The organism is Xanthomonas bonasiae, assembly GCF_014836395.1.
Taxonomy (GTDB): Bacteria; Pseudomonadota; Gammaproteobacteria; order Xanthomonadales; family Xanthomonadaceae; genus Xanthomonas_A; species Xanthomonas_A bonasiae.
The window spans coordinates 196,220-221,403 of sequence record NZ_JACSQX010000009.1 but is presented as its reverse complement, the minus strand read 5'-3'; the positions used below and the strand labels follow the sequence as shown (position 1 = coordinate 221,403).

General features: G+C 66.8%; 8 protein-coding genes. 5 read left to right on the top strand and 3 right to left on the bottom strand.

What is annotated here, in order from left to right; translation table 11 throughout:
* The first annotated feature begins 43 nt into the window (after window positions 1-43).
* Both H9658_RS16025 and H9658_RS16020 read left to right on the top strand, forming a co-directional pair.
* Window positions 44-14,302: a two-partner secretion domain-containing protein gene (locus tag H9658_RS16025; RefSeq protein ID WP_191826095.1), complete on the top strand. Its 14,259-nt coding sequence runs from the start codon at window positions 44-46 to the stop codon at window positions 14,300-14,302.
* Between the two features lie 2 nt (window positions 14,303-14,304).
* Window positions 14,305-14,676: a hypothetical protein gene (locus tag H9658_RS16020; protein WP_191826094.1), complete on the top strand. Its 372-nt coding sequence runs from the start codon at window positions 14,305-14,307 to the stop codon at window positions 14,674-14,676.
* A 1,102-nt stretch (window positions 14,677-15,778) separates the two neighbouring features.
* On the opposite strand, the gene H9658_RS16015 is transcribed toward H9658_RS16020, so the two are convergent.
* The gene (locus tag H9658_RS16015; RefSeq protein ID WP_225210028.1) at window positions 15,779-16,867 is read right to left on the bottom strand and encodes an alginate lyase family protein; all 1,089 of its coding nucleotides are present in this window, start codon (window positions 16,865-16,867) and stop codon (window positions 15,779-15,781) included.
* A 248-nt stretch (window positions 16,868-17,115) separates the two neighbouring features.
* On the opposite strand from H9658_RS16015, the gene H9658_RS16010 reads away from it, so the two are divergent.
* Window positions 17,116-17,769, top strand: a complete 654-nt coding sequence (locus H9658_RS16010; RefSeq protein ID WP_191826093.1) for a YceH family protein — start codon at window positions 17,116-17,118, stop codon at window positions 17,767-17,769.
* 204 nt (window positions 17,770-17,973) lie between these two features.
* On the opposite strand, the gene H9658_RS16005 is transcribed toward H9658_RS16010, so the two are convergent.
* Window positions 17,974-18,516: a DinB family protein gene (locus H9658_RS16005; protein WP_191826092.1), complete on the bottom strand. Its 543-nt coding sequence runs from the start codon at window positions 18,514-18,516 to the stop codon at window positions 17,974-17,976.
* Between the two features lie 18 nt (window positions 18,517-18,534).
* Complete coding sequence (locus H9658_RS16000; RefSeq protein WP_191826091.1) at window positions 18,535-19,062, bottom strand: GNAT family N-acetyltransferase; 528 nt, start codon at window positions 19,060-19,062, stop codon at window positions 18,535-18,537.
* A gap of 419 nt (window positions 19,063-19,481) precedes the next feature.
* Here H9658_RS16000 and H9658_RS15995 point away from each other — a divergent pair, with 419 nt between their 5' ends.
* Both H9658_RS15995 and H9658_RS15990 read left to right on the top strand, forming a co-directional pair.
* Window positions 19,482-21,263: an autotransporter assembly complex protein TamA gene (locus tag H9658_RS15995; RefSeq protein WP_191826090.1), complete on the top strand. Its 1,782-nt coding sequence runs from the start codon at window positions 19,482-19,484 to the stop codon at window positions 21,261-21,263.
* Complete coding sequence (locus H9658_RS15990; protein WP_191826089.1) at window positions 21,260-25,096, top strand: translocation/assembly module TamB domain-containing protein; 3,837 nt, start codon at window positions 21,260-21,262, stop codon at window positions 25,094-25,096. The genes H9658_RS15995 and H9658_RS15990 overlap by 4 nt, the downstream gene beginning before the upstream one ends.
* Window positions 25,097-25,184: the final 88 nt, after the last annotated feature.

The window sequence follows — 25,184 nt, the reverse complement described above, 5'->3', positions numbered from 1 at the left end:
TTGTTTTTTTGAGCGCCCATGGCGCGACGAGAGAGAAATGGCGATGGACAAGGATTCCGCTGGGGTGCGCACCACGATGGCCGACCGCTTCAAGCGCGGCGTGGCGATGCTGCTGTGCTGCACCGTCACCTGGACCTCGTTGCCGCTCTATGCGCAGGTCGTGCCGGTCGCCAATCCAGGCGGGCAACAGCCTGGCCAGCAGGCGGCGGCCAACGGCGTGCCGGTGGTCGACATCGTCGCCCCGAACGCGCGCGGCGTCTCGCACAACCGCTATTCGCGCTTCGACGTCGGCAGCAACGGCCTGATCCTCAACAACAGCGCCAACATCTCCAAGACCGAACTCGGCGGCTACATCGCCGGCAACGACAACCTGAAGAACGGCGGTGCGGCCACGCTGATCCTCAACGAAGTCACCTCCAGCGCCAGCCGCCTGCAGGGCTATACCGAAATCGCCGGGGCCAGGGCGCAACTGGTGATCGCCAACCCGAACGGCATCAGCTGCGACGGCTGCGGCTTCCTCAACGCCTCGCGGGTCACCCTGGCCACCGGCGCGCCGCAACTCGGCAGCGACGGTGCGTTGAACGGTTTCGGCATCACCGGCGGCGTGCTCGGCATCGGCAGCAACGGCCTGGACGCGTCCAACGTCGATCGCCTGGATCTGCTGTCGCGGCAGCTCAGCGTGGACGGCTCGGTGTGGGCCAAGGACCTGCTCGCCAGCACCGGCGCGCAGCGCATCGGCTACGACGGCATGCTGCTGGAGCTGCTGCCGGGCAGCGATGGCGCGGCGCCGTCGATCGGCATCGACGTGGCCTATCTCGGCGGCATGTACGCCGACCGCATCCGCCTGATCGCCACCGAAGCCGGCGTCGGCGTGGTCAGCCGCGGCACCCTGGCCGCGCAGAGCGGCAGCCTGCAGATCGACAGCGCCGGCCAGCTCAGCCTGAGCGGTACCACGGTCGCCCGCGACGACGTGGACCTGCGCGCCGCGGGCGCGTTGACCCAGCAGGGCACGCTCGGCTCGCAGCAGGCCGGCGTGCGACTGCGCGCCGCGCAATTGAGCCTGAGCGGCGACACCGTCGCCAGCGGCCTGCTCGACGCGCGCGCCAGCGGCAGTTTCGACCACAGCGGGCGCAGCAGCGCCGGCGCGATCAGCCTGTTCGGCTCCGAACTCGATGCCGGCGGTACGCTGTACAGCAGCGGCGCGTTGAGCCTGGACGCGAGCGGCGCCCTGCGCAACAGCGGCGTGGCCTACGCCGGCGCTGCGCTGACGTTGCATGCCGGCGGCAGCTGGCTGCAGAGCGCCGGGACGTTGCAGAGCGGTGGCGCGATGAGCGTGCAGGCGGCGCGGATCGATGCCGCGGGAACGCTCGATGCGGGCACTGGCCTGGACTTGCGCAGCGACGGCGACACGCGCCTGTCCGGGTTGGTCCAGTCCTGGCAGGACGCCGCGCTGCAGGCCGGCGGCCGCCTCGACAACGCCGGCCAGCTCAGCGCCGGCGGCCGCGTGGACATCGCTGCGGCGGCGATCGGCAACCGCGCCAACGGCGTGCTGTCCGCCAGCGGCGACGTTGCCCTGACGACCGCCGGTACGCTGGACAATGCCGGCACCGTGTACGCCGGGCGCGACCTGCGGATCGACGCGGCGGCCTTCGCGAATGACGGCAGCAGCTATGCCGGCCGCAATGCGGACATCGCCAGCAGCGGCGCCACCCGCAGCCGCGGCAGCCTGGTCGCTGGCGATGCGCTAAGCGTGAACGCGGCGCAGTTCGCCAGCAGCGGCGAACTCGGCAGCCAGCGCGGCACCACCAGCCTGTACAGCCGCGGCGATCTCGCGCTCGACGGCGCCGTGGCGGCGAAGGGGGCGCTGACGGCGCAGGCCGCGGGCGAACTGCACCAGTCCGGCACGCTCAGCGCGTCCAGCGCGCAGCTGCAGGCCGGCGGCGACGCGCTGCTGGACGGCACGTTGAAGACCGACGGCGCACTGCAGCTGAGCGCCGATGGGCAACTGCGCAGTTCCGCCACGATCGCCGCGGGCGGCGACGCCGATCTGCATGCGCAAGGCGCGCTGCTGCAGGCCGGGCAGATCCAGTCCGGTGGCGCGCTGCGCCTGCAAGGCGCGGACATCGACCAGTCCGGCGTGCTCGACGCGGGCACCACGCTGTCTCTGCGCAGCGCCAACGCGATGCGCCTGGCCGGCACGCTGCAGGCGCGCGGCGACGTCGCGCTGGACAGCGCCGCAACGTTGCAGAACCAGGCGCAGGTGATCGCCGGGGGCGACCTGGCGGTGGCCGCCGGCAGCCTGGACAACGCCAGCGGTGCGGCCTTGTCGGCGAGCGGCGATGCCGCCATCTCCAGTGTCGCCGCACTGCGCAACGACGGCAGCCTGCATGCCGATGGCGCCCTGCGCCTGAGCGCCGGCAGCTTCGCCCAGACCGAAACCGGCAAGGCATACGGGGGCACGAGCCTCGACCTCGCCGCGACCGATGCGCTGGACAACCGTGGCGACCTGGTCGGCGGCGGCGACGTGCGCATCGCCGCCGGCAGCATCGCCAGCAGCGGCCAGCTCGGCAGCCAGCGCGGCGAACTCGCGCTCGACAGCCGCGGCGATCTGAACCTGGATGGCGTCGTGGTAGCGGCCGATGGGCTGCGCGCCGCCGCGCTCGGCGACGTGCAACTGCGCGGCAGCGTGCAGGCGCAATCGGCACAGTTGCAGGCCGGCCGCGATCTGACCCTGGCCGGCACGCTGCGCAGCGCGACGACGCTGCAGCTGCAGGCGCAGCGCGCGTTGAACGTGGGCGGCCAGGCGGTCGCAGGCGGCGATCTGGGCATGCGCGGCGCCAGCGTCGCGCTCGGCCAGGACGCCGTGGTGCAGACCGCCACGGCGCTGCAGGTGGACGCGGGCACGATCGACAGCCGCGGCGCGCTGGATGCCGGCACGGATCTGAGCCTGCGCAGCAGCGGCGCCCTCTCTCTGTCGGGCATCGCCCAGGGCGGGCGCGATGTCGCGCTGCGGGCGGATCAGGCGTTGGACAACCAGGCCCGCGTCTTCGCCGGCCGCGATCTGACCCTGAGCGCGGCCAGTGCGACCAATCGGGCGCAGGGCGAACTCTCGGCGCAGGCGGCGCTCGATGCCCACGTGCAAGGCGCACTCGACAACGCCGGCACGCTGCAGGCCGGACAGGCGCTGAACCTGAGCGCAGGCAGCCTGCAGCAGAGCGGCCGTGCCTACGCCGGCGACACGCTGACCGTGCAGGTCGATGGCGCACTCGACAACCGCGGCGACCTGATCGCCAAGCGCAATGTGCGCGTGGCCGCCGGCAGCGTCGCCAGCAGCGGCCAGCTCGGCAGCCAGGATGGACAGCTGCTGGTCGATAGCCGTGGCGACGTACAGCTCGACGGCAGCCAGATCGCGGCGACCACGCTGCGCGTGCAGGCGGTCGGCGATCTGCAACAGCGCGGCACCACCAAGGCGCAGTCGCTGCAGTTGAGCGCCGGGCGCGATCTGAGCGTCGCCGGTTCGCTGCAAAGTGCCGCGGACCTGCAATTGCAGGCGCAGCGCGCGCTGCGTCTGGATGGCCAGGCCGTGGCTGGTGGCGCTGCGCAATTGAGCGCGGCGAGCATCGCCACCGGCGGCAACGCCGTGTTGCAGAGCGCCGCGGCGATCACGCTCGACGGCGCGACGATCGACAGCCGCGGCGCACTCGACGCCGGCACCGATCTGCGCCTGCGCAGCCAGGGCCAGCTGACCCTGGCCGGCATCGCCCAAGGCGGCGGCGATGTCGTGCTGGACGCCGGCGCTGCGCTGGACAACAGCGCCCAGGTCGTCGCCGGTCGCGATCTGCACCTGAGCGCTGCCAGTGCGGTCAACCGCGCCACCGGCACGTTGGCTGCGGCGGACACGCTCGACCTGCGCGTCGCCGGCCTGCTCGACAACGCCGGCCGCCTGCGCGGCCAGAATTCCCTTCTGCTGCAGGCCGGCAGCTTCCAGCACAGCGGCGAGCTGTATGCGGGCCAGGCGCTGGATCTGCACAGCGCCGGCGCGCTGGACAACCGCGGCACGCTGATCGCCGGCGGCGACCTGCGCATCGACGCCGGCAGCCTCAGCAACAGCGGCCAGCTCGGCAGCGAGACCGGCCAGGTGACGCTGAGCAGCCAGGGCGACATGCAACTGGGCGGCAGCGTGATCGCCGCGCAGGCGCTGAGCGCCAGCGCGCTCGGCGATCTGCAGGTGGATGGCGCGCTCAAGGCGCAGTCGGCCACGCTCGCCGCCGGCCGCGACCTGAGCGTCGCCGGTGGCGCGCAGACCGCTGCCGCGCTGGAGCTGCAGGCGCAGCGCGCGCTGCGCGTCGATGGCCAGGCATTGGCCGGCGGCGACCTGCGCCTGAGCGGCGCCAGCATTGCCACCGGTACGCCCGCCGTGCTGCAAGGCGCGGCGGCCGTGACCCTGCAAGGCGGCGCCATCGACAGCCGCGGCACGCTCGATGCCGGCACCGACCTGACCTTGCGCAGCGACGGTGCGCTGGCGATCGCCGGCGTGGCCCAGGCCAAGCGCGATATCGCGCTCGATGCCGGTGCAGCGTTGAGCACTACCGGCCAGATCGTGGCCGGCCGCGACCTGAGCGTCGCCGCGCACAGCATCGACAACGCCGCCAGCGGCACGCTGGCCGCGCAGGGCGCGCTGCAACTCGCCACGCCTGGTACGGTCAGCAACGCCGGCAGCCTGCAGGCCGGGCAGGCCATGACCCTCGACGTCGGCACGCTGCAACACAGCGGCCAGGCCTACGCGGGCGATCGCCTGACGTTGCGCGCCAACGGCGTGGTGGACAACCAGGGCGACCTGATCGCCAAGCGCGATCTGCAGGTAGACGCCGCCAGCATCGCCAGCAGCGGCCAGCTCGGCAGCGAGACCGGCCAGGTCGCGCTGACCAGCCAGGGCGATTTGCGGCTGGGTGGAGTCGTCGCTGCGGCGACGCAACTGAAGGCGCAAGCGCAAGGCGATCTGCTGCAGTCGGGCACGCTCAGCGCGCAAGTGCTGGACCTGCACACAGGGCGCGATATCGCCATCACCGGCCAGGTCACGGCCATGCAGTCGCTGCAGATCCAGGCGCAGCGCGACCTGCGCGTGGACGGGCAAGCCAACGCCGGCCAGGCCGCGTCGCTGAGCGCGGGCGCCGCATTGAGCACCGGTAGCCAGGCCGTGCTGCACAGTGTCGGCGCGCTCGCACTGACCGGCGCGCGCATCGACAGCCAGGGCACGCTGGATGCCGGCACCACGCTGGCGCTGACCAGCAGCGGCGATCTCGCGCTCGCCGGCATCGCCCAGGCCGCGACAACGCTGAACGTGAATGCCGGCGGCGCGCTGAGCAACGCCGCGCAGGTCGTGGCCGGCAGCGATCTGATAGTGAGCGCGGCCAGCGTCGACAACGCCGCCAATAGCCTGCTCGCCGCGCAAGGCGATGCGACGCTGACCGTGAGCGGCGCGCTGGACAACGCCGGTGCGCTGCGCGCGCGCCAGCGCCTGCAACTGGACGTCGGCTCGCTGCAGCAGACCGGGCAGAGCTACGGCCTGCAGCGCCTGGGCCTGACCGCCAGCGGCGCCGTCGACAACCGCGGCGACCTGATCGCCGGCAGCGCGCTGCGCGTGGAAGCGGCTAGCGTCGCCAGCAGCGGCCAGCTCGGTAGCGAAAGCGGCGACGTGGCGCTGGTCAGCCATGGCGATCTCGCGCTGGGCGGTACGCTGGCCGCGGCCGGTGCATTCAGTGCCCAAGCCGGCGGCGCACTGTCGCAGACCGGCGCGCTCAGCGCCGCGACCACCTTGCAACTGCAGTCGCACGGCGACCTGACCGTGGCCGGCACGCTCTCGGCCAATCAGCTCACCCTGACCAGCGATGCCGCACTGCTCCAGCGCGGCACCGTCAACGGCAGCGACGTCGCCTTGCAGGCGCAGCGCATCGACAACGCCGGGCAGACCCTGTCCAGCGGCAACCTGAGCCTGCGCGGCGGCGACATCGCCATCGGCGGCGTCGCCGCGGCCGGCGTGCGCAGCGACGGCAGCCTCGGCAGCAGCGGCGCGCTGGACCTGCATGCCGACCGCACCCTGAGCGCCAGCGGCAAGCTGATCGCCGCCGGCAACCTCACCGCGCAGGCGACCCAACTCAACCTGGCCGGCAGCAGCACCCGCGTCGGCGGCGATGCCAGCCTGACCGCGAGCAACGGCCTCGACCATCGCGGCGCCGACCTGCTCGCCGGCGGTCTGCTGACCGTGCGCGCCGGCGGCAGTCTCGACAACGGCACGCTCAACGACATCGGCGGTCAAATGCAGGCCGCGCGCCTGGACCTGGGTGCAGCGTCGTTGCGCAATACCGGCGGCACCCTGGTGCAGAGCGGCAGCGGGCAGACCCGCATCGCCATCACCGGCGCGTTCGACAACGGCAACGGCAAGCTGGCCACGAACGGGCAGGATCTCAGCCTCAGCGCTGCATCGCTGAACAATGCGCAGGGGCGCATCGAACACGCCGGCACCGGCACCGCGACGCTGAACATCGGCGGAGCCGTCGCCAATGCCGGCGGCCGCCTCCTGACCCAGGGCCAGCTGCAACTCGGCGCCAATGCCGGCATCGACAACCAGAACGGTGCGATCGCCGCCGCCGGCGACGCCACGTTGACCGCGGCCAGCCTGAGCAATGTCGGCGGCAGCGTGTCGGCACGCAGCTTGAACACCCAGCTCGGCGGCGCGCTCGACAACCGCAGCGGCGTGCTGCAGGCCTCCGGCGGCACCCTGACCGTACGCGCCGACAGTCTCGACAACCGCAGCGGCACGCTGCAGGCGATCGCCAGTGGCGGTACCGGCGGCGATCTGCGCGCCGACATCGCGCATACCTTGAACAACGATGGCGGCCTGCTCGGCGCCAGCAACGACGCCAGCGTCGGCGCCGAGAACCTCAGCAACAGCGCCGGCACCGTCCAGGCCGGACGCGACCTGGCGCTGACCGCGCGCGGCCAACTCGACAACCACCAGGGCGGCCGCATCGGCGGCGGCCGCGATCTCAACGTCGCGGTCACCGGCGCACTGCTCAACAGCGGCGGCCAACTCGACAGCGGCAATGCGATGACCCTGTCCGGCGGCCGCATCGACAACAGCCAGGGCAGCATCGCCAACAACGGCGGCGGCCTGACCCAGCTCACCACCGGCGGCGAATTGCGCAATGCCGGCGGCAGCCTGGGCGGACGCGGCAGCGTCGTGCTCAACGCCGCCAGCGTGGTCAACAGCGACGGCCAGCTGGTGGCCGGCGGCGATCTCGTCGCCAACACCAACGCACTCGACAACCAGCGCGGCAACATCTACGCCGGCAACAGCTTCCTGTTGCAGCGCTCCGGCGCCACGCTCGACAACCGCAGCGGCACCATCAAGGCCGAGCAGGCGGTGCGCCTGAATCTGCAGAGCCTGAGCAACAGCGGCGGCCGCATCGGCGCCGGCAGCAGCGTCGGCGGCGCCGGCGACGTGGTCATCGACACCGTCGGCTTCGACGGCAGCGGCAACATCCTCGCGCAGAACCTGCTCGACCTGACCGTGCGCAGCGACTACACCCACCGCGCCGGCGCCGACATCACCAGCAATGGCGATTTCCGCCTCAGCGTCGGCGGCAACATGACCAACGCCTCCGCGCTCAAGGCCGGGCGCAGCCTGAGCGTGACCGCCAACAACATCAGCAACGGCGCCGGCGCCACGATGCAGGCAGGCAACACCCAGTTGAATGCCGGCGGGACCATCGACAACGCCGGCGACATTTCCGCCAGCAACAATCTGCAGCTCACGGCCGGCAGCGTCTACAACACCGGCAGCCTGGTCGGCGCCAACGTGCTGGTGGACACCGGCACCCTGGTCAACGGTGCCGACCTGGGCGGCGTCACCGACAACGCGGCCTACGGTTCGGCGCTGATCGGCGCCACCAACGGCATTACCTTGCTGGTCCGCGACCAACTGCTCAACCGCGACGCCAGGATCTTCAGCCTCGGCAACATCGCCATCGGCGGCGCGCGTGACAGCGGTGGCACGCTCACTGCACGCACCGGCGTGGTCAACAACCTGTCCGGCAGCATCGAGGCCGATGGCAGCATCCTGATTGCGGCAAATCAACTCAACAACCGGCGGCGCGTGCTTAACACCAAGACCGGACCGCTATCGGATGCCGAGAAGGCCGCGGCGAATGCGTCGATGCCGAGCGAGCTCATCGAGGCGCGAAGCATCAAGATGCCGGCCAATACCTCGGCTCGTTTTCCCTATAAAGGCAAGCAGCCAGGAATATATCGGCAGTATTCCGTCGAAGAACGGGAGAGCTTGCTGGCGGCAAGCGCCGAAGGCCGCATCGTCGCAGGGGGCAACATTGCGCTGTCCGGTAGCGTCACCAACAACGCTTCCACCATCGCTGCCGCCGGTTCGCTGCTGGTCAATCAACGTGGTGTGGGCGGAATGGCCGACAGCATGATTGCTGGCAACGAGTCGGTGCTCAATCAGGCGCTTGCGCTGAAGCAGGTAGTCAAACAATCCGATGTCGAGCACGTTGTCAGGGGCGTGGTCGACGATTGCGCACAGACGTCCAACGGCAAGCGCATGGTGTGCTACTACGATGAAGAAGAAAAACCGATCTCTTCGACTACCGTAGATTCCAGCTACATCGCCCTCGCCGCCAACATGACCGGTGGGCAAGGCGTGTCGATCAACGGCGCCACCATCAGCAACGGCGCCGTCGGTAGCGATGGGCGCAGCATCGGCGGCGCCGCATTCAACGCCACGCAAGGCACGGCACTGAACCGCCGCAGCGCGCAGAGCGCCAGCGGCGTCGGCAATAAAGCCGTGCAGGCGCAGGCCGGCACGGCCGCAGGCGGTGCAACGGTCAGCAACCGCATCGTCAGCGCCAGCATCGGCCCGATCCGCATCGCCGACGGCGAGGGCTCGCTGGTGAAAAGTGTCGAGACATCCGCGGCCGATGTTCAGGCGCAAGGCGTACAGGCGGCGCTCGCCGGCAGCGGCGATGCCACCCGCAGCCAGATCCAGGCCGGCGGCGCACAGGCCGTGCTGGCCGGCGCCAACGTCGCCGGCCAGCGCCAGCAGATCGACCCCGGTACCGGCAACGTGCCGCAAGTGGTCGGCGGCATCGGCGCTCCGCTCGGCAACATCACCTTGCCCATCGGCGGGTTGTACCGCCTGGTCGGCGCCAACGGCGCCAGCGTCAACGCACTGGGCCGCGCCGCCAACGGCCTGGCCGGCGTCAACGCCAACCGCAACGCCGGCCCCGGTCGTCGCTACCTGATCGAGACCGATCCGCGCTTCGTCAATTACGACAACTTCATCAGCAGCGACTACCTGCTCGACAAGCTCGGCGTGGATCCGGAGTGGACCCAGACCCGCCTGGGCGACGGCTTCTACGAACAGCGCCTGGTGCTGGACCAGATCACCCAGCTCACCGGCCGCCGCTACCTGGGCAACTACGACGACGGCGTGGCGCAGTACCGCGCGCTGCTGGACGGCGCCGTGGCCGAGGCCGGCGCGCTGCACCTGGATGTCGGCGTCGCGCTGACTGCCGAACAGGTCGCCGCGCTGACCCACGACATCGTGTGGATGGTCGAACAGGAGTACCAGGGCCAGAAGGTATTGGTGCCGGTGGTGTACCTGTCGTCCAGCACCGCGCTGACCCTGCGCAGCGACGGCGCTTTGATCGCCAGCGACAACGGCGACGTCTCGCTCAACGCCACTGCTGGCCTGAGCAACAGCGGCTCGATCAGCGGCGTCAACGTCAGCGCCACCGCCGGCACCCTACTCAACCAGGGCCGCATCGCCGGCACCGGCACGGTGGCATTGCAGGCGAAGCAGGACCTGCTCAACCTCGGTGGCCAGATCGCCGGGCGTGACGTGCTGCTGAGCGCCGGTAACGATTTGCTCAGCACCACCCGTGATGCGGTGGCCGGGGGCGACCTCCGCTCCGGCATCAGCGCCGACAACAACCTGCTGATGAACGCCGGCCACGATCTGACCCTCACCGGCACCGTCGTGCAGGCCGGCGGCAGCGCCGCGCTGCAGGCGGGCAACGACCTGGTGCTGCAGCCCACCGCGTTGCGCAACGAGAGCGGGCTCACCCGCGGCGGCGACGCCACCAGCCTGACGGTGGGTCGGGACCTGTCGCTGCTCGCCGGCAACGACCTGCAATTGCACGGCGTAGCCATCACCGCCGGCGGCGACGCCGCACTGCAGGCCGGCCACGACCTGTCGCTGACCCCGATCACCGATGCCAACGGCAAGGCCACGGTGCGCACCAGCATCGTCACCGACGGCAGCCTGCAACTGGCGGCCGGCAACGACATCACCATCCGCCAGGCGGAAGTGAAGGCCGGTGGCGACCTGATTGCTGCGGCCGGACACGACTTGAACGTGACCTCGGTGCTGGGCGAGAGCACCACCACCACCGACCACACCCGCCAGGGCAAGACCAAGGTCACCACGACCACCACCACCCAGGACCTCGACCAGCAGGCACTGACCGCCGGCGGCAACCTGATCCTCAGCGCCGGCAACGACGTCAACCTGGTCGCGGCCAAGCTCGACGCCGGCAAGGGCCTGGCGGTGGTCGCCGGCAACGACATCAACAGCACCACGCTGACCACGGTGGACAGCAGCGACACGCTGGAGACGCGCAAGCGCTTCAAGCAGACCACCAGCACCACCGACGAGACCGTGCACGGTACCGAGTTCACGGTCGGCAGCGACATCGCCCTGCAGGCCGGCCACGACGTGAACCTCACCGCGGCCAAGGTCTACACCGACACCGGTGCAGTGAGCGTGGCCGCCGGCCACGACGTCAACCTGCTCGCCACGCAGGAGCAGCACGACGCCGAACAGGACATGCAGAAGAAGAAAAAGGGCTTCCTGTCCAGCAAGACCACCACCACGCATGACGAGTGGCACGACAGCACGGCAGTGGCGACCACGCTCAGCGGCGACAGCGTGCAGATCGCTGCCGGCAACAACCTGCTGTCGCAAGGCGCACAGGTCGCCGGCACCGGCGACGTGGTGCTGGCCGCAGGAAACAACCTGACGCTGGAGACCGCGCAGAACGAGCACAGCGAAGAGCATGACAAGCAGGTCAAGAAGACCGGCCTGTACAGCGGCGGCGGCTTCAGCGTCACGCTGGGCGCCAGCAAGAAGACCGACACGCTGGACGCCACCGAAATCACCAACAGCGGCAGCCTGGTCGGCAGCACCGACGGTTCGGTGACGATGACTGCCGGCAACGCGCTCTCAATCACCGGCAGCGACGTGCTGAGCAAGACCGGTACGGCCATCGTTGGCAAGGAAGTGACCATCGCCGCGACAGAGAACCGCGTGGACACTGTGCAGACGTCCAAGCAGCAGAGTGCGGGTATCTCGCTTGGCTTGAGCGGCGCCTTGGTCGATGCGGTGCAAGCCGCCTACGGTGCGGTCGAGCGTGGCTCCGAGGTCGAAGATGATCGGCTCAAGGCGCTATACGCGGTCAAAGCGGGTTACTCGATCAGCGATGCTGCCGGTTTGGCCAGCAATGGCCTGAAGGGTTACAACGGCGAAGCAGTTGCTGGAAATACAACGAAAGCCGGCACAGCGTCCGCAGACGGTGCCCAAGGTGCAGCCAATGCCACAGGCGTGAGCCTGCGTATCGGAATCGGCGCAAGCAGTTCCTCAAGCAAGACCACTACGCACGAGGAGACCACGGGAGGCAGCCGCATCCTCAGCGACGGCAATGTCACCATCGCTGCCACCGGCGGCGATCTCAACGTCATTGGCAGCAAGATCGCCGGCGACAACGTGGCGTTGGCGGCGGCCAACAATCTCAACCTGCTGAGCCAGCAGGAAAACAACACGACGAAGTCGGAGAACAAGAACGCTGGCGGCGAGATCGGCTTCAGCGTCGGTGCAACGACGGGCTATTACCTGACCGTCTCGGCCGGCAAGGGCAGCGCCAAGGGCAACAGCGACCTGCATACCGAGAGCGTTGTCACCGCCAACGACACACTGACCCTGGCCAGCGGCAACGACACCACGATCAAGGGCGCGCAAGCCATTGGCGACAAGGTCCTGGCAAATGTCGGCGGCAACCTGCTGATCCAGAGCGAACAGGACGAGAACGAGTACAAGAGCAAGCAACAGCAGGCGAGCGTTACGCTTGCCACCGGCTCGGGCAGTGGCGGCAGCTATAGCCAGCAGAAGGTCAACAGCAGTTACACCAGCGTCAAGGAGCAGAGTGGGATCCAGGCGGGAGAGGGCGGGTTCAATATTACCGTCGGTGGCAATACCCATCTGATTGGCGGTGCGATCGCCAGTACGGCCGATGCGTCGCTCAACCATTTGTCCACCGACAGCCTCACTGTCGAGGACTTGAAGAACGAAGCCGAGTACAAGAGCAGCGGCGTGTCTGTGGCGGGTGGTTCGGGCAGTAGCATGGCCAGCGTTGCCGCTGGTACCGCGTTGAGCATGCTGGGTAATAGCAGCGGCAATAGCAGCAGCACAACGAAGAGTGACATTGCCGCGGGAACCGTCGAGGTTCGCAATGGTGATCAGTCCGCGTTGGCTGGATTGGACCGCGCGGCGGACGAACTGCAGCAATCGGGTCTGAAGGAAATCTTCGATCAGAAGAAGCTGGCCGAGCAAAATGAACTGGCGGCGGTTGCGGGCGAGGTCGGGTTCCGTGTGGCGGGCGATGTTGCTGTAGCCATGCAACATAAGGCACAAACAGATTTGGCCCAGGCCCAGGCGGCCGGCGATCAGGCGGGAATAGACGACGCACTGTCGCGTTTGGCGAGCTGGGGTGATGGCGGAACTGCGAAAACCCTGTTGCATGGCGTCACCGGTGCGGCGGTAGCAGCGCTTGGTGGTGGCGATGCCCTCAGCGGAGCACTTGGCGCCGCCGTATCCGAAAAAGCAAAGCAGGCGATGTTTGACTACCTGCTCGCTCAGGGACTCTCGCCGAACGATGCGACATTCAAGAGCCTGATGGAGCTGGGTAGTGCCGCATTGGGTGGACTGGTTGGTCAACAGGCCGGAGCCAATACTGCACTCGCCGGCGAACAGTTCAACCGGCAGCTGCATCCGGTCGAACTTAGCTTTATTGCGGCCAAGGCTGATGACTATGCGAAGTATGCAAACATCAGCGAGAAGGAAGCGGTCCAACTGCTAGTTACTTCTACCTTGGATCAGATTGATAACGAGGAACAAAAGAAGACCAGAAGTCAGGACGCTGCAAAATACCAAGCGGCTGCCAACTGGCTCGCAACGGAGGCGGCGAAGGTCAATCTTGGGTTCGTCAACGAGAAGGGTGAACTTCAGCAGGCTTTCACCGCGACTTTAAGCCAGTTCTACGATCCAACGCTTTATGACAGCCCGTACCGCGGGAATTTTCTGTCCAAGGTGACGGATAAGGTATTGGGGACGAAGTTTACCGCTGGACAGTCGATCAAGCCGGAAGACTATCTGTCGGTTGCATCTGATCTGAGGCTTGAAGGCCAGTATCAGGAGTGGCGCGCTACGAGGCCAGCGGATGTCTCGCAATGGAGCGAACAAGACCTGAACACAATGGTCGGCTTCGTTCAGAAGAATGATCTCCGTAAGCTGGGGCAGCTTGGCATCTTCGGTCCACCCGGCGCGACATGGGTATCGTTGTCGGATGGCGACTACAAGACTGTCGTTAATGATGCAGCGATGAATTTTGTTGCCAGTGTGGTCCCTGTCGGCTCGGTGGGTAAATCGTTGGAGCACACTGGTGAGACAGTTATCGATGCTTCCCGAGTGGCTAGAGGAACAACAGGAACTGCAACAGCAATTGATACAGCGCCGATGGCTCAGAAGATTTCTGATATCCGTGCCACTTTGCCCTCTAGGCTGAAAGGCGACGGAAACATGGCTGTGGCTGATATTAATATTGACGGAATGCCTTCTCAGATGGCAGCGCATAGTAGGATTAATAACCCAACTGCGGAACAACAGGCGAAAGGTATTGTTGGTGAGGGAGCGGGAATATTCCAAACTCAGATTGTTCCAAATAAATCCGGCGTTTTAATATCAAGAGCGGGCGACTCCGAGGCCAAAATTCTAGATAATATTGCTCAAAAGCTTGGTGACAACGTGGCGGCGAGAGGTTCTGTTACTATATTTACAGAGCGAGCCGCGTGCAGTAGTTGCATGGGGGTTGTTGAACAGTTTAAAGCCAAATATCCTAACATTTCTGTTAATATTTTGGATAACAATGATGTTGTTTTGAGGCCTCCTAAAGGTATTTAATTATGAATCAAGATCGAGCATCCTATTTTCAAATTAAGAGCTGGGTTCTAGAGAATTACTGGGATGGCTGTCGAGATCACGGTCCGTTGCCTTCCAATAAGGATAAAGAGAAGTGGAATCTAGAGCAGATCGCATCTGACGTATATGATGGATATGCGGGGGGGGAAGGTAGTTTTGATTCTCCTTTAGAGTATTTGATGCTAGAGGTCATTAGTTTTGTTTTGTCGTGCTGGCATCCAGTGCAAGCTGAATACCATAAAGATAGGATTTGCAATTTGCTTTTGGATAATGATCTAGAAGAAATGATTAAAGGAATTCCTGAAAATGAGATTCATGAGTTCAAACATGATTTAAGTATTCTAGGATTTCTATGAATAGTCCCGGACTTCTTTAGAATGTCGGGGTCAGAGGCTGAGGTTCCTTTTTTACATAGGTGAAACCGGTGTCAGCGAAACAGGGTCAGAGCAAAGCCGCGGGATAACGGAGTCAGATTCACAAAAAAACTCACCTTCACATTACAGCCCCAACCAGTTGCCATCCCCAAAACTAGCGGCATCATTCTGGCCAAAGAGCGTAGAAACTCCTAGCGTAGCGTCACCACCTCAGTCAACCCTGTGGGTTTGTTGTGTATGTCGCAGGCACACTCCGAAGCGCTGTATGCGTAGGAAGGCGGCGAATACAAAACATGCACTGAGTAATAGCCCCTTCACTGCGACAATTGAGCGCCGGTTAGGCAGTCGTATCGGCGGCGCTGTGCGGATGTAAACAGCCGAAGGTCAAGTGACAGGAGGAGAAATGCAGTCTGACCCCTGTTGCCGATAAAGGTAAAGCTGGCGTTGGCTGGGAAGCCGCCATTAAAAAGCGGACACCTAAGAGATGAACAAGCTGATCAATAAATTTTTACCCTATTAATCTCGAGGTCACGGATAAAACTGCGATACTTTATTGCATGCGGATTGGCCCTTGCACTGAATGTGGCGGAGAATTCCCTTCCGATATATTGTGGTTTTAATAAAGATGAAATTCTGAAGGTGTCTATGCGCCTGAGAGAAGTTGCAGATCGGCTGGGTGTCGATATGTAGGTAAATAGAGTACCTGATTAGCCCGGACCTTCAGCCAGCAGTCGCAGGATCTTTGCTACCCTGAGCGGAAAACTGGGGTCAGAGTGTACTTTCGGAAAATCAGGGGAGGGGCGGGGAAGATCGGGGTTCAGAGTGTCCCTCTCCCTCACATCCGTTGGAACATATGGCGCCAAAGTGCGCTGATTAACAGCCCCTTCCTTGCGGCTATTGATCGCCGGCTCGACCGTCGTGTCGGCCCCCTGCGCGGGCGTAGACAGCCGAAGGTCAAACTGACAGCGGGGAAAATAGACTCTGATCCCTGTTTTCGAGCCGTGATCTGATCCTCATCGGCGTCACGGCGCAGACAGGCAATAGCGTGCCAATGCTTCGATGGCATCGCGGTCGACCAGCCTCTCTAATTGTCGCTCGACAGCGGCCGCGTCGGCAGCAAGCTCAAAGCCAGGCGCAGGTCTGCTGTGCTGCCACCGAGCTGCGTCGCCAGGCGTGCGCTATCGGGATCGTAGGCGGCCGTCAACGCCAGCAACGGCAAAGCGTCGCGAGGCGCATATGCGCTGCCGACTACATGGCCCGCCTCTCCGTTGCGCGAGCGCGCCTTGTCGAAGGCGACGTCGCTGCCGACGAATTCGGCATGGGCCTTTTCGCCGCGGAGGTAAGGCAGCAGCCATTGCACGCTGTGCGCGAGCGAGGCGCCGTTGCGGGCCTGCCAGTGATACAGGTCGTCGCCACGCTCGGAGAAGGCCAAGGCCAGTGTCACCAGGGGGCGCAGGTCATAGACATGGTAGGACAGCGCATCGCGCTCGATGAAGTCGATGCTCTGACCGTCCGGTCGCAGGTTGTCGCCGATCTGTTGCTTGAAGCCATCCCTGGCGTAGGCGATCAATGCGCCGTCGTCCAGCGCGATGCCGATCAGGCCGACGGTCTTCAAGCGATGGCTATGCCAGTTGTTGGTGGCGGTCTTGCGCTTGGGATCGCGCGACGCGATCTCGGCGCGCGCAATGCGCCGCATCCAGTCGTCGACGTCATCGCGGGTGCCGGTCGGCAGCGACTTCCTGACGATGCGATAGGCAAAGATCGCCGGCTCCAGGCCGGTCTCGTCGATGGGTTGACCGGTAGGCTGGTTCACTGCAGCCCATCGTCCGAGATAGTCGCCGGCTTTCTTCGCATAGCGCTCCTGGCTGGTCAGGTCATAGGCCACGGCCAGTGCCTGGATCTTGCGCATGTCGCCCAGGCTGGCTTCGGTGCTTGCCTTGACGGGGTCGCCTTTCAGCCGGCCGGCGGTGCTAAGCACCGCGATGGGGTGCGCGGTATCGCGCAGCGCCGCGTCGGCCAGGCGCAGTTGCGCGGCAGCCGCGTCGTTGCCGGTGCCGAGTTGGCGCCATTGCTGCTGGGTCGGCCAGAGGCGCTGCATTGCATCGGCCGGTGCGAATGCGGAAAGCGCAAGGACGGCGATGGCGAGGCTTACTCGCAACGCGGCGATCGACATGTGGGGCACTCCGTGCAGCTGCGGCGACTCGCGACGTGGGCGAATCTATGCCGCGCGCCATGAACCGGGCATGGCTCCAGGCAAGAGGATGGGAGGCAGGGACTGTCGCTGCATCTGCCAGGCAGTGCGCTACAACCTGACCGCAAGATGGTGCTGCAAGCGCTGCCTGCATGGCAGGGTGACAGGGAAATCCCAGCTGATGCCGCATGCCGGGCTATCCTAGCCGCCCCTGCTGCAGGCATTCCACGATGACGACCGATGCGCCGCCACCCCCCGTTCTCTCCGCCGTCGAAGCTCGTGCGCTGGGCTGCCTGATCGAAAAAGAGGCCACCACACCGGATGCGTATCCGCTCACGGTCAACGCGACGGTGGTGGCCGCCAACCAGAAGACCTCGCGCGAGCCGGTGCTGTCGCTGAGTCCGGGCGATGTGCAGCATGCGCTGCGCCAGTTGGAAGGGCACGGGTTGGCGCGGCAGCAATTCTCTTCGCGCGCGGTGCGCTATGAGCATCGCTTGGCAGCGGCATTGGATCTGACCCAACAGCAGGTGATCCTGATCGGGCTGCTGTTGCTGCGTGGCCCGCAGACGGCGAACGAGTTGCTGGCGCGGGCCGAGCGCATGGCGCGGTTCGCCGATGCCGAGGACGTACGGCACCAGTTGGAGCGCCTGGCGCAGCGCCAGTTGGTGGTGCAGTTGCCGCGCGCCAGCGGCCAGCGCGAGGACCGCTATATGCATCTGCTCGGCGGGCCGATCGATGCGGAGGCGTTGGCGGCGTCGTTCAAGGTGCGCCCGGCCGCGTCCGGCAACGACGAGCTGGAAGCGCGGGTGCAGGCGCTGGAAGCCGAGGTGGCAGAGCTGCGCGAGATCGTCGCCGCATTGCAGGCGCAGGGCGATACGGCATAGCGCCGTTGTTCAGGAGGCTGTCGCGGCCGTGCGCTGGCGCGTGTCGCTAGAGAGTCTTCGGCATCATGGCCGTGTCAGCGACTCGCCGAAGGCGATGCCGCGAGTGGTTTCTTCCAGCCGCGCGGCAACGCTGGGCGCTCGGGTCTTGCTGTCTCCACTACGGCTGGCGCGTACGGTTATCGCAGCCGGCGGCTGCATCGATCCTCATTCGGTCTCCATCTGCGGAATCAACATCAGCAGATCGGTCACCCCCACCTCCGCGCCGGCCTGGCTGAGCAGGGTGGTGGCCTGGCCGCGGTGGTGGGTCTGGTGATTGAAGAAATGCAGCAGCACATCGCCGAAGCGCCGGCGATGGGTGTCGCCGCGGGTGTTGCGGTACTGCAGCGTGATGTCCAGGTCCGCGGCGCTCACCTGCGCCATCCAGGTGGCGATGGTGGCGTCCAGCGCCTGGCGTTTGGTCAATAGCGCAGCCAGGGTCGTGGCCTGCGCTGCGTCGAGCGCGGCGGGAGTCGGAGTGGCGGCGATCGCGCTCAACGCCGGGTACTGGGCCGGATGCTGGGCGAAGCGCTGCAGCCAGATCGTATCGGCCACCACCAGGTGGTTGAGCGTGCCCAGCAGCGAGCCGAAGAACGCACCGCGTGGCTGCGCGACCGCTTGTTCCGGCAGGGTCGCCGCGGCCGCATACAGGCGCTCGTTCATCCATTGGTTGTAGCGCGCCAGCAACTGCAGCGATTCCAGGGCATCCACGGTTCAAGCTCCCGGTCGTTAGTTCGAGGCAGACAGGTCGCGTGCGTACAGCTCGACCTCGTGCGCATCCGCGGCGATCCGCATGCGGCCCTGCGCAGCGAAGCCCAGCGCTTCCAGCAGCCGTGTCGAGCGCGCGTTGTCCGGCGCCACGATCGCGCACAGACGCGGCAGCGCCAGGGTGCCTTGCGCGTACGCCAGGACAGCGCGCGCGGCTTCGCTGGCGTAGCCGTGGCCTGCGTAAGGCTGCAACAGGGCGTAGCCCAGGTCCGGACAGGGCAGGGTGGGGCGCAGTACCAGGCCGGCCACGCCGAGCCAGGCGCCGTCGTCGCGGCGTTCCACGGCATACAGGCCAAAGCCGTTCTGGGCGTAGCTGAGCACTGCGCCGTCGGCGAGGTAGCGGCGCGCCTGGGCTTCGTCGCGCACGCCGCGGTCGCCGATGTGGGCCAGGAAGCCGGGGTCGTTGAGCAACGCCAGCATCGCGGCGGCGTCGCGGTCCGGCTCCAGCAAGCGCAGGCGCAGGCGCGCGGTTTCGATCACGGTGGACACTGCACGTCCTTGCGGGGATGACGATCGCGCAAGCGTGGCGCGGCCTGTGCGGATTGGCAAGCTGCAGGGGTGGGCGCGGGCATTCGGCGCTCGTACGGTTTGGCCGCGCGAAGGAGCACGTCGTCTGCTGCCCGCTCGTCGGCCCCTATGGCGCGTTGCCAGTGCCGCCGATGCGCAGGTAGCGGCGAGCGCGGCCTCTCACCGCCGCGCAGGATGGCATCCGGCAGCGCGCGCGGCGCACTCAGGCGCGCGTCCCGGATCATGCCGCAACGACACGGGATGCCGCCGCCGACGCGGTCGCCGATGCCGCACAGGACCGCGGTAACGACCTCCCACCAAGCGCTTACGCGACCTTGCCGACAGATGCAAGCCAACGTCTAGTTAACAGCTTCACACGGTGTGTCGGTATTCTGGCGCCCATGCGATCCATCCCCCGCCTCGCCCTGCTCTTGTCCTTGCTGTCGCTGGCCGGCCTCGTCCAGGCGCGCGGCACGATTGAAAAAGTCCAGATACAAGGCCTGGACAAGGACGACGACGCGGCGATGATCGAGAACATCGAAGTCTCGCTGTCGCTGTACCAGGCCATCGGCAAGGTCCAGGGCGAATCGCGCCTGGAGTACCTGCTGAGCCAGGCCGAGCGGCAGACCCGGCAGGCGCTGGAGCCGTTCGGCTACTACACCCCGACCATCACCGTCGAGGCGCCGCGCAACGACGACAAGCTGACCGTCACCCTGCACGTGGACAAGGGCGAGCCGGTGCGGGTACGCAACTTCCATGTGGGCATCACCGGGCCGGCCGAGGACGACAGCTACCTGGGCGAGGACCTGCAGAAGTTCCATCCCAAGGCCGACGAGGTCTTCGACCACACCACCTACGAGACCAGCAAGGTCACCATCACCCGGCGCCTGGCCGAGCGCGGCTACTTCGATGCCGACTTCACCCAGCGCCGGGTGGAGGTGACCCGCGCCGACCATGCCGCCGACATCGACCTGAGCTGGGACAGCGGGCGCCGCTACAACATGGGCGCGATCCGCTTCCACCAGGACTATTTCAACCAGGACCTGTTCGATCCGCTGGTGTACTGGGACGAAGGCAGCTACTACCACGAGGGCAAGCTCGACCGGCTGCGCGAGTCGCTGGTCAAGCTGGACTATTTCAGCACCGTCGACATCCAGCCCAAGCCCGAAGAGGCCGACGCCGACGGCAACGTGCCGGTCGATGTGAACCTGACCCGCGCCAAGCGCAGCATCTACACCAGCGGCATCAGCTACGGCAGCGAGAGCGGCGCCGGCGTGCGCCTGGGCGTGGACCGCCGCTACGTCAACGCGCGCGGGCACAAGCTCAGCACCCAGCTGGACTACGCGCAGAAGCGCAAGAGCCTGATCACCAGCTACCGGGTGCCGGCGTTCCGCTGGCTCGACGGCTGGTACACCGCCTCGATGCGCGCCTACGACGAGCAGACCGACTACATCGACCTGCGCAACCTCAAGCTCACCGGCAGCCGCAGCGGCGAGATCAACGAGCACTGGACCGCGATCGCCTCGCTCAATGCGCTGCGCGAGCGCTGGCGCTACGCCACCGACGAGGTGTTCGACAACGCGCTGTACCAGTATTCCACGCTGGTCTATCCGCAGATCGAAGCCGACTACGTGGGCGTGGACGACAAGGTGTTCCCGCGCAAGGGCTTCAGCGGCAACCTCAGCCTGCGTGCCGGCGCCGAAGGGCTGGGCTCGGACGCCAGCTTCACCCAGGCGCACATGCGCCTGAGCTGGTTCCAGGGACTGGGCGAGAACAGCCGCCTGCTCCTGCGTGGCGAAGCCGGCAGCACCTGGACCAACGCGCTGGTGGCGATGCCGCCGAGCCTGCGCTTCTTCGCCGGTGGCGACAACAGCATTCGCGGCTACGCGTTCCGCGAAGTCGGCCCGCGCACCCCCAAGCCGGACCGCTTCGCGCTCGGCGCCAAGCACGTGCTCACCGGTAGCGCCGAATACGAGCACTACTTCAAGGGCGGCCCGTGGGGCGGCGCGGTGTTCGTCGACAGCGGCAGCGCGTTCGACGATACCCCGGACTGGCACACCGGCGTCGGTTTCGGCGTGCGCTGGCGCTCGCCGGTGGGACCGGTGCGGGTGGACATCGCGCACGGCTTGAATGATCCGGACTCGCAGTTCCAGCTCTACCTCAACATCGGAGCCAACCTGTGAGCGCGACCGGCCCCGCCACGCCCGCGACGCCGCCGCGGCGCCCGCGCTTCTACCGGCGCAAGCGCTTCTGGTGGGGTTCGGGACTGACCATCGCCGGGCTGGGTTTGCTGGCCTTGCTGGCGGTGTACTGGCTGCTGCAGACGGTGGCCGGGCGCGACGTGCTGCTGGCGCAGGTGGTGGCGCGGCTGCCGGCCGGATCCTCGCTGACCTGGGAGCGCGCCGAGGGCCCGCTGGCCGGCCCGCTGATCCTGTACAACCTGGATTTCCGCTACGACCAGATCCACTTCACCGCCGAGCGCGCCTATCTGGATCCGGACATCCGCCCGCTGCTCGGGCGCAAGCTGCAACTCGATACGCTGCAACTGAAGAACGCCACGCTCAACCTGGCCAAGAGCGACGAGCCGTTCGCACTGCCGAGCTGGCCGCAGTCGCTGCCGCAGATCGAAGTGCCGCTGGCGCTGCAGGCCGATCGCATCCTGATCAACGGACTGCGCATCACCCAGGCGCAGCAGCCGATGATCGATATCCACACGCTGAGTGGCGGCATCGAAGTGGCCAACGGCGAATTTCGCGCGAAGCGCCTGGTCGTGACCAGTGACCGCGGCGACTTCCGCGTCGATGGCGATTACGTGCCGGCGCAGGACTACAAGGCCAATCTCACCGCGAGTGCGGTATTGCCGGCTGCGCGCGGACGCACGCCGGCGCGGCTGGGCCTGATCGCGCGCGGCAACCTGGACAAGATGGAAGTGGCGATCGCCGGCAATGCGCCGGCGCCGCTGCGCATCACGTTGGTGTTCACCGGTCGCACCGATCCCACCTGGCAGTTCGCTGCCAGCAGCAAGGCGCTGGACCCGTCGCTGTTCGTGCCGCCCGGCGACGCCGCGGCCCCCGCCAGCGAACCGCTGGCGTTCGACCTGAGCGCATCGGGCAAGGGCGGCGATGCCAAGTTGCAGGGCCAGCTCGCGTACGGCGAACAGAAGGTCACGCTGGACCCGTCCAACGTGCGCCTGGACAACCAGGTGCTCACCGTCGCGCCGCTGCAACTGCGCGCCTTCGACGGCCAGGCGCGGCTGCGCGGCACCGCCGACTTCCGCGATCCGAACAACGCCACGTTCCGCTTCTCGGTCAACGCCAGCGGCCTGAATTTCGCCACTGCGCCGGATCCGTCCACACCGGATGCGCCGGCCGTGCCGATCAAACTGGTCGACGCCAATCTCGGCCTGGCCGGCACGCTGAAACAGTGGGCCACCTATGGTGAAGCCACCGTATCGCGCGGCAAGGACAGCGCCGAACTGCACCTCGATGTGCGCGGCGACGACCAGCGCGCGCAGCTCAAGCAGGTGCAGGCGAAGATGCCCAGCGGCACGCTCGACCTCGGCGGCGAAGTGGCCTGGGTACCGGAATTGAGTTGGGATGTGAACGCCAAGCTGGCCGGCTTCGATCCCGGCTATTTCGCGCCGGGCTGGGACGGCAACCTGTCCGGCCAGTTCGCCTCCAAGGGCAAACAGTTGCCGGCGCATGCCGACGGCAGCGCCGCCGGCTACCAGGCCAGCCTCGACGTGCCGCGCTTGAACGGCAAGCTGCGCAGCCGCCCGCTCGATGCCAACGGCAAGTTCGCGCTGCAGGGCGAGCAGGGCGAAGGCAAGCTGCAACTGGCGCTGGGCGACAGCCGTGTGCAGGCGCAGGGCAAGGTCGGCGACCAGCTCGACATCGAGGCGCAACTGCAGCCGCTGCAGTTGGCCGATTTGCTGCCCGGCGCCACCGGCAGCCTGCGCGGCAGCGTGCAGGTCAAGGGCCGCCGCGATGCGCCCGACCTCACCGCCGACCTCACCGGCAACGGCCTGAAGTGGGACAGCTACGGCGCCGACAGCGTCAGCCTGCGCGGGCGCCTGCCGTGGCGCGGCAGTGGCGGCGAACTGGCGCTGCGCGGCAGCGCGATCAGCGCCGGCGTGGTGCTCGAGACAGTGCGCGTGGATGCGCGCGGCGCGGTGGAAAACCTGCAGCTCGATGCCGACACCCACAACGACATGGGCGCGCTCGCCTTCGCCGGGCAATTGCGCCGCGACGGTGCGCGCTGGCAGGGTGGGTTGAGTACGCTGCGGGTCGCGCCGGCCAAGGGCGAGCCGTGGCAGTTGCGGCAGCCGGCCAGCTTCGCCATCGCCGGTAGCGCCTTCACCCTGTCCGACACCTGCCTTGGCGCGAACGGTGGCGGCGCGCTGTGCCTGGCCGCCAACTGGCCCAAGCAGGGCCTGACCGTGCGCGGCGACGCGCTGCCGCTGTCGCTGGTGCAGCCGTGGCTGCCGCCCAACAGCGGCCGCAAGATGTATCTGCGCGGCGAACTCACCCTCGACGGCAGCTTCAAGCCGGCCGGCAACGCCTGGCAGGGATCGCTGCGGCTGGCCTCGCCGGAAGGCGGCCTGCGCCTGGGCGACAACGCGCGCGGCGAACTGGTGCGCTACGACCAGTTCAGTTTCGTCACCGACTTCACCGCCCAGCACATCCACTCCAAGCTCGGCGTCGGCTTCAAGGGCGACGGCTTCATCGACGCCACCGTGGACACCGGCTGGGATGCGTACGCGCCGCTGACCGGCGAGATCTACATGAACATGTCGCGGCTGTACTGGATGGAGCTGTTTTCGCCCGATCTGGTGCGGCCCAAGGGCCTGGTCGAAGGCCACGTCAGCCTGCGCGGCACGCGCTCGCAGCCGTCGATGGGCGGCAACGCCACGCTCAGCGACTTCACCGGCGAACTGCCGGCGCTGGGCCTGACCCTGAGCGAAGGCAAGGGCCGCTTCGACGCGCAGCCGGATGGCTCGGCGCGCATCGTGGCCTCGGTCAAATCCGGCGAAGGCACGCTCAATGTCGACGGCGGCCTGTCCTGGTACGGCGACACCACGCCGTTGCAGTTGAATATCCGCGGCACCAACGTGCTGGTGTCCAATACCGCCGAACTGCGCGCGGTGGCCAACCCCGACCTGCAGTTCGGCATCGCCAACAAGACCATGAAATTGAACGGTCAGGTCACCGTGCCGTCGGCAGATATCGACCTGGAGCGGCTCGACCGCGGCACCTCGGTGTCCGAGGACGTGGTGGTGCTGGATCCGGCCGACCCCGAGGAAGCGCCGAGTTCGCCGCTGGAGATGGACCTGCGCGTGGTGCTTGGCGACCAGGTCAAGATGGCCGGCTTCGGCCTGAAGGGTGCGCTGACCGGCGCCATGCAGGTGCGCTCGCGCCAGGGCCGCGAGATGACCGCCACCGGCGGCCTGGATGTCAGCGGCCAGTACAAGGCCTACGGCCAGGACCTGACCATCACCCGCGGCCAGCTGACCTGGAGCAACAACATCGTCTCCGACCCGCGCATCAACATGCGCGCGCAACGCAAGGTCGGCGACGTCACCGCCGGCATCGACGTCACCGGCCGCGCCACCGCCCCGCGCGCCGACGTGTGGTCGGACCCGTCGATGTCGCAATCCGAAGCGATGTCGTATCTGGTACTCGGCCGCAGCCTCAGCAACGCCAGCAGCGACGAAGCCGACCAGGTCACCGCCGCGGCCAGTGCGCTGTCCGCCGGCAGCGGCATCCTCGCCTCGCAACTCGGTGCCAAGCTCGGCTTCGACGACGCCGGCGTCAGCCAGTCGCGCACCCTCGGCGGCTCGGTGGTCGGCTTCGGCAAATATCTCTCGCCGAAACTCTACGTCAGCTATGGCGTGTCGCTGATCGGCAGCGGTTCGGTCTTGACCCTGAAATACCTGCTCGGCCGCGGTTTCGACGCGGAGGTGGAATCGAGCACGGTGGAGAATCGTGGGTCGCTTAATTGGCGGAAGGAGAAGTAGGCTTTCGTCTTTCATCTTTGCAAGCCTTCTTGCTCGCGCGGCAATGCCGCCGAAGCGGATCGTTGCGCCAGCTGCTGCCTGCGGACAC

Coding starts and splice junctions, on each gene's coding strand:
- H9658_RS16025 (WP_191826095.1), top strand. CDS start 44: ATGGACAAGGATTCCGCTGGGGTGCGCACCACGATGGCCGACCGCTTC.
- H9658_RS16020 (WP_191826094.1), top strand. CDS start 14,305: ATGAATCAAGATCGAGCATCCTATTTTCAAATTAAGAGCTGGGTTCTA.
- H9658_RS16015 (WP_225210028.1), bottom strand. CDS start 16,867: ATGTCGATCGCCGCGTTGCGAGTAAGCCTCGCCATCGCCGTCCTTGCG.
- H9658_RS16010 (WP_191826093.1), top strand. CDS start 17,116: ATGACGACCGATGCGCCGCCACCCCCCGTTCTCTCCGCCGTCGAAGCT.
- H9658_RS15995 (WP_191826090.1), top strand. CDS start 19,482: ATGCGATCCATCCCCCGCCTCGCCCTGCTCTTGTCCTTGCTGTCGCTG.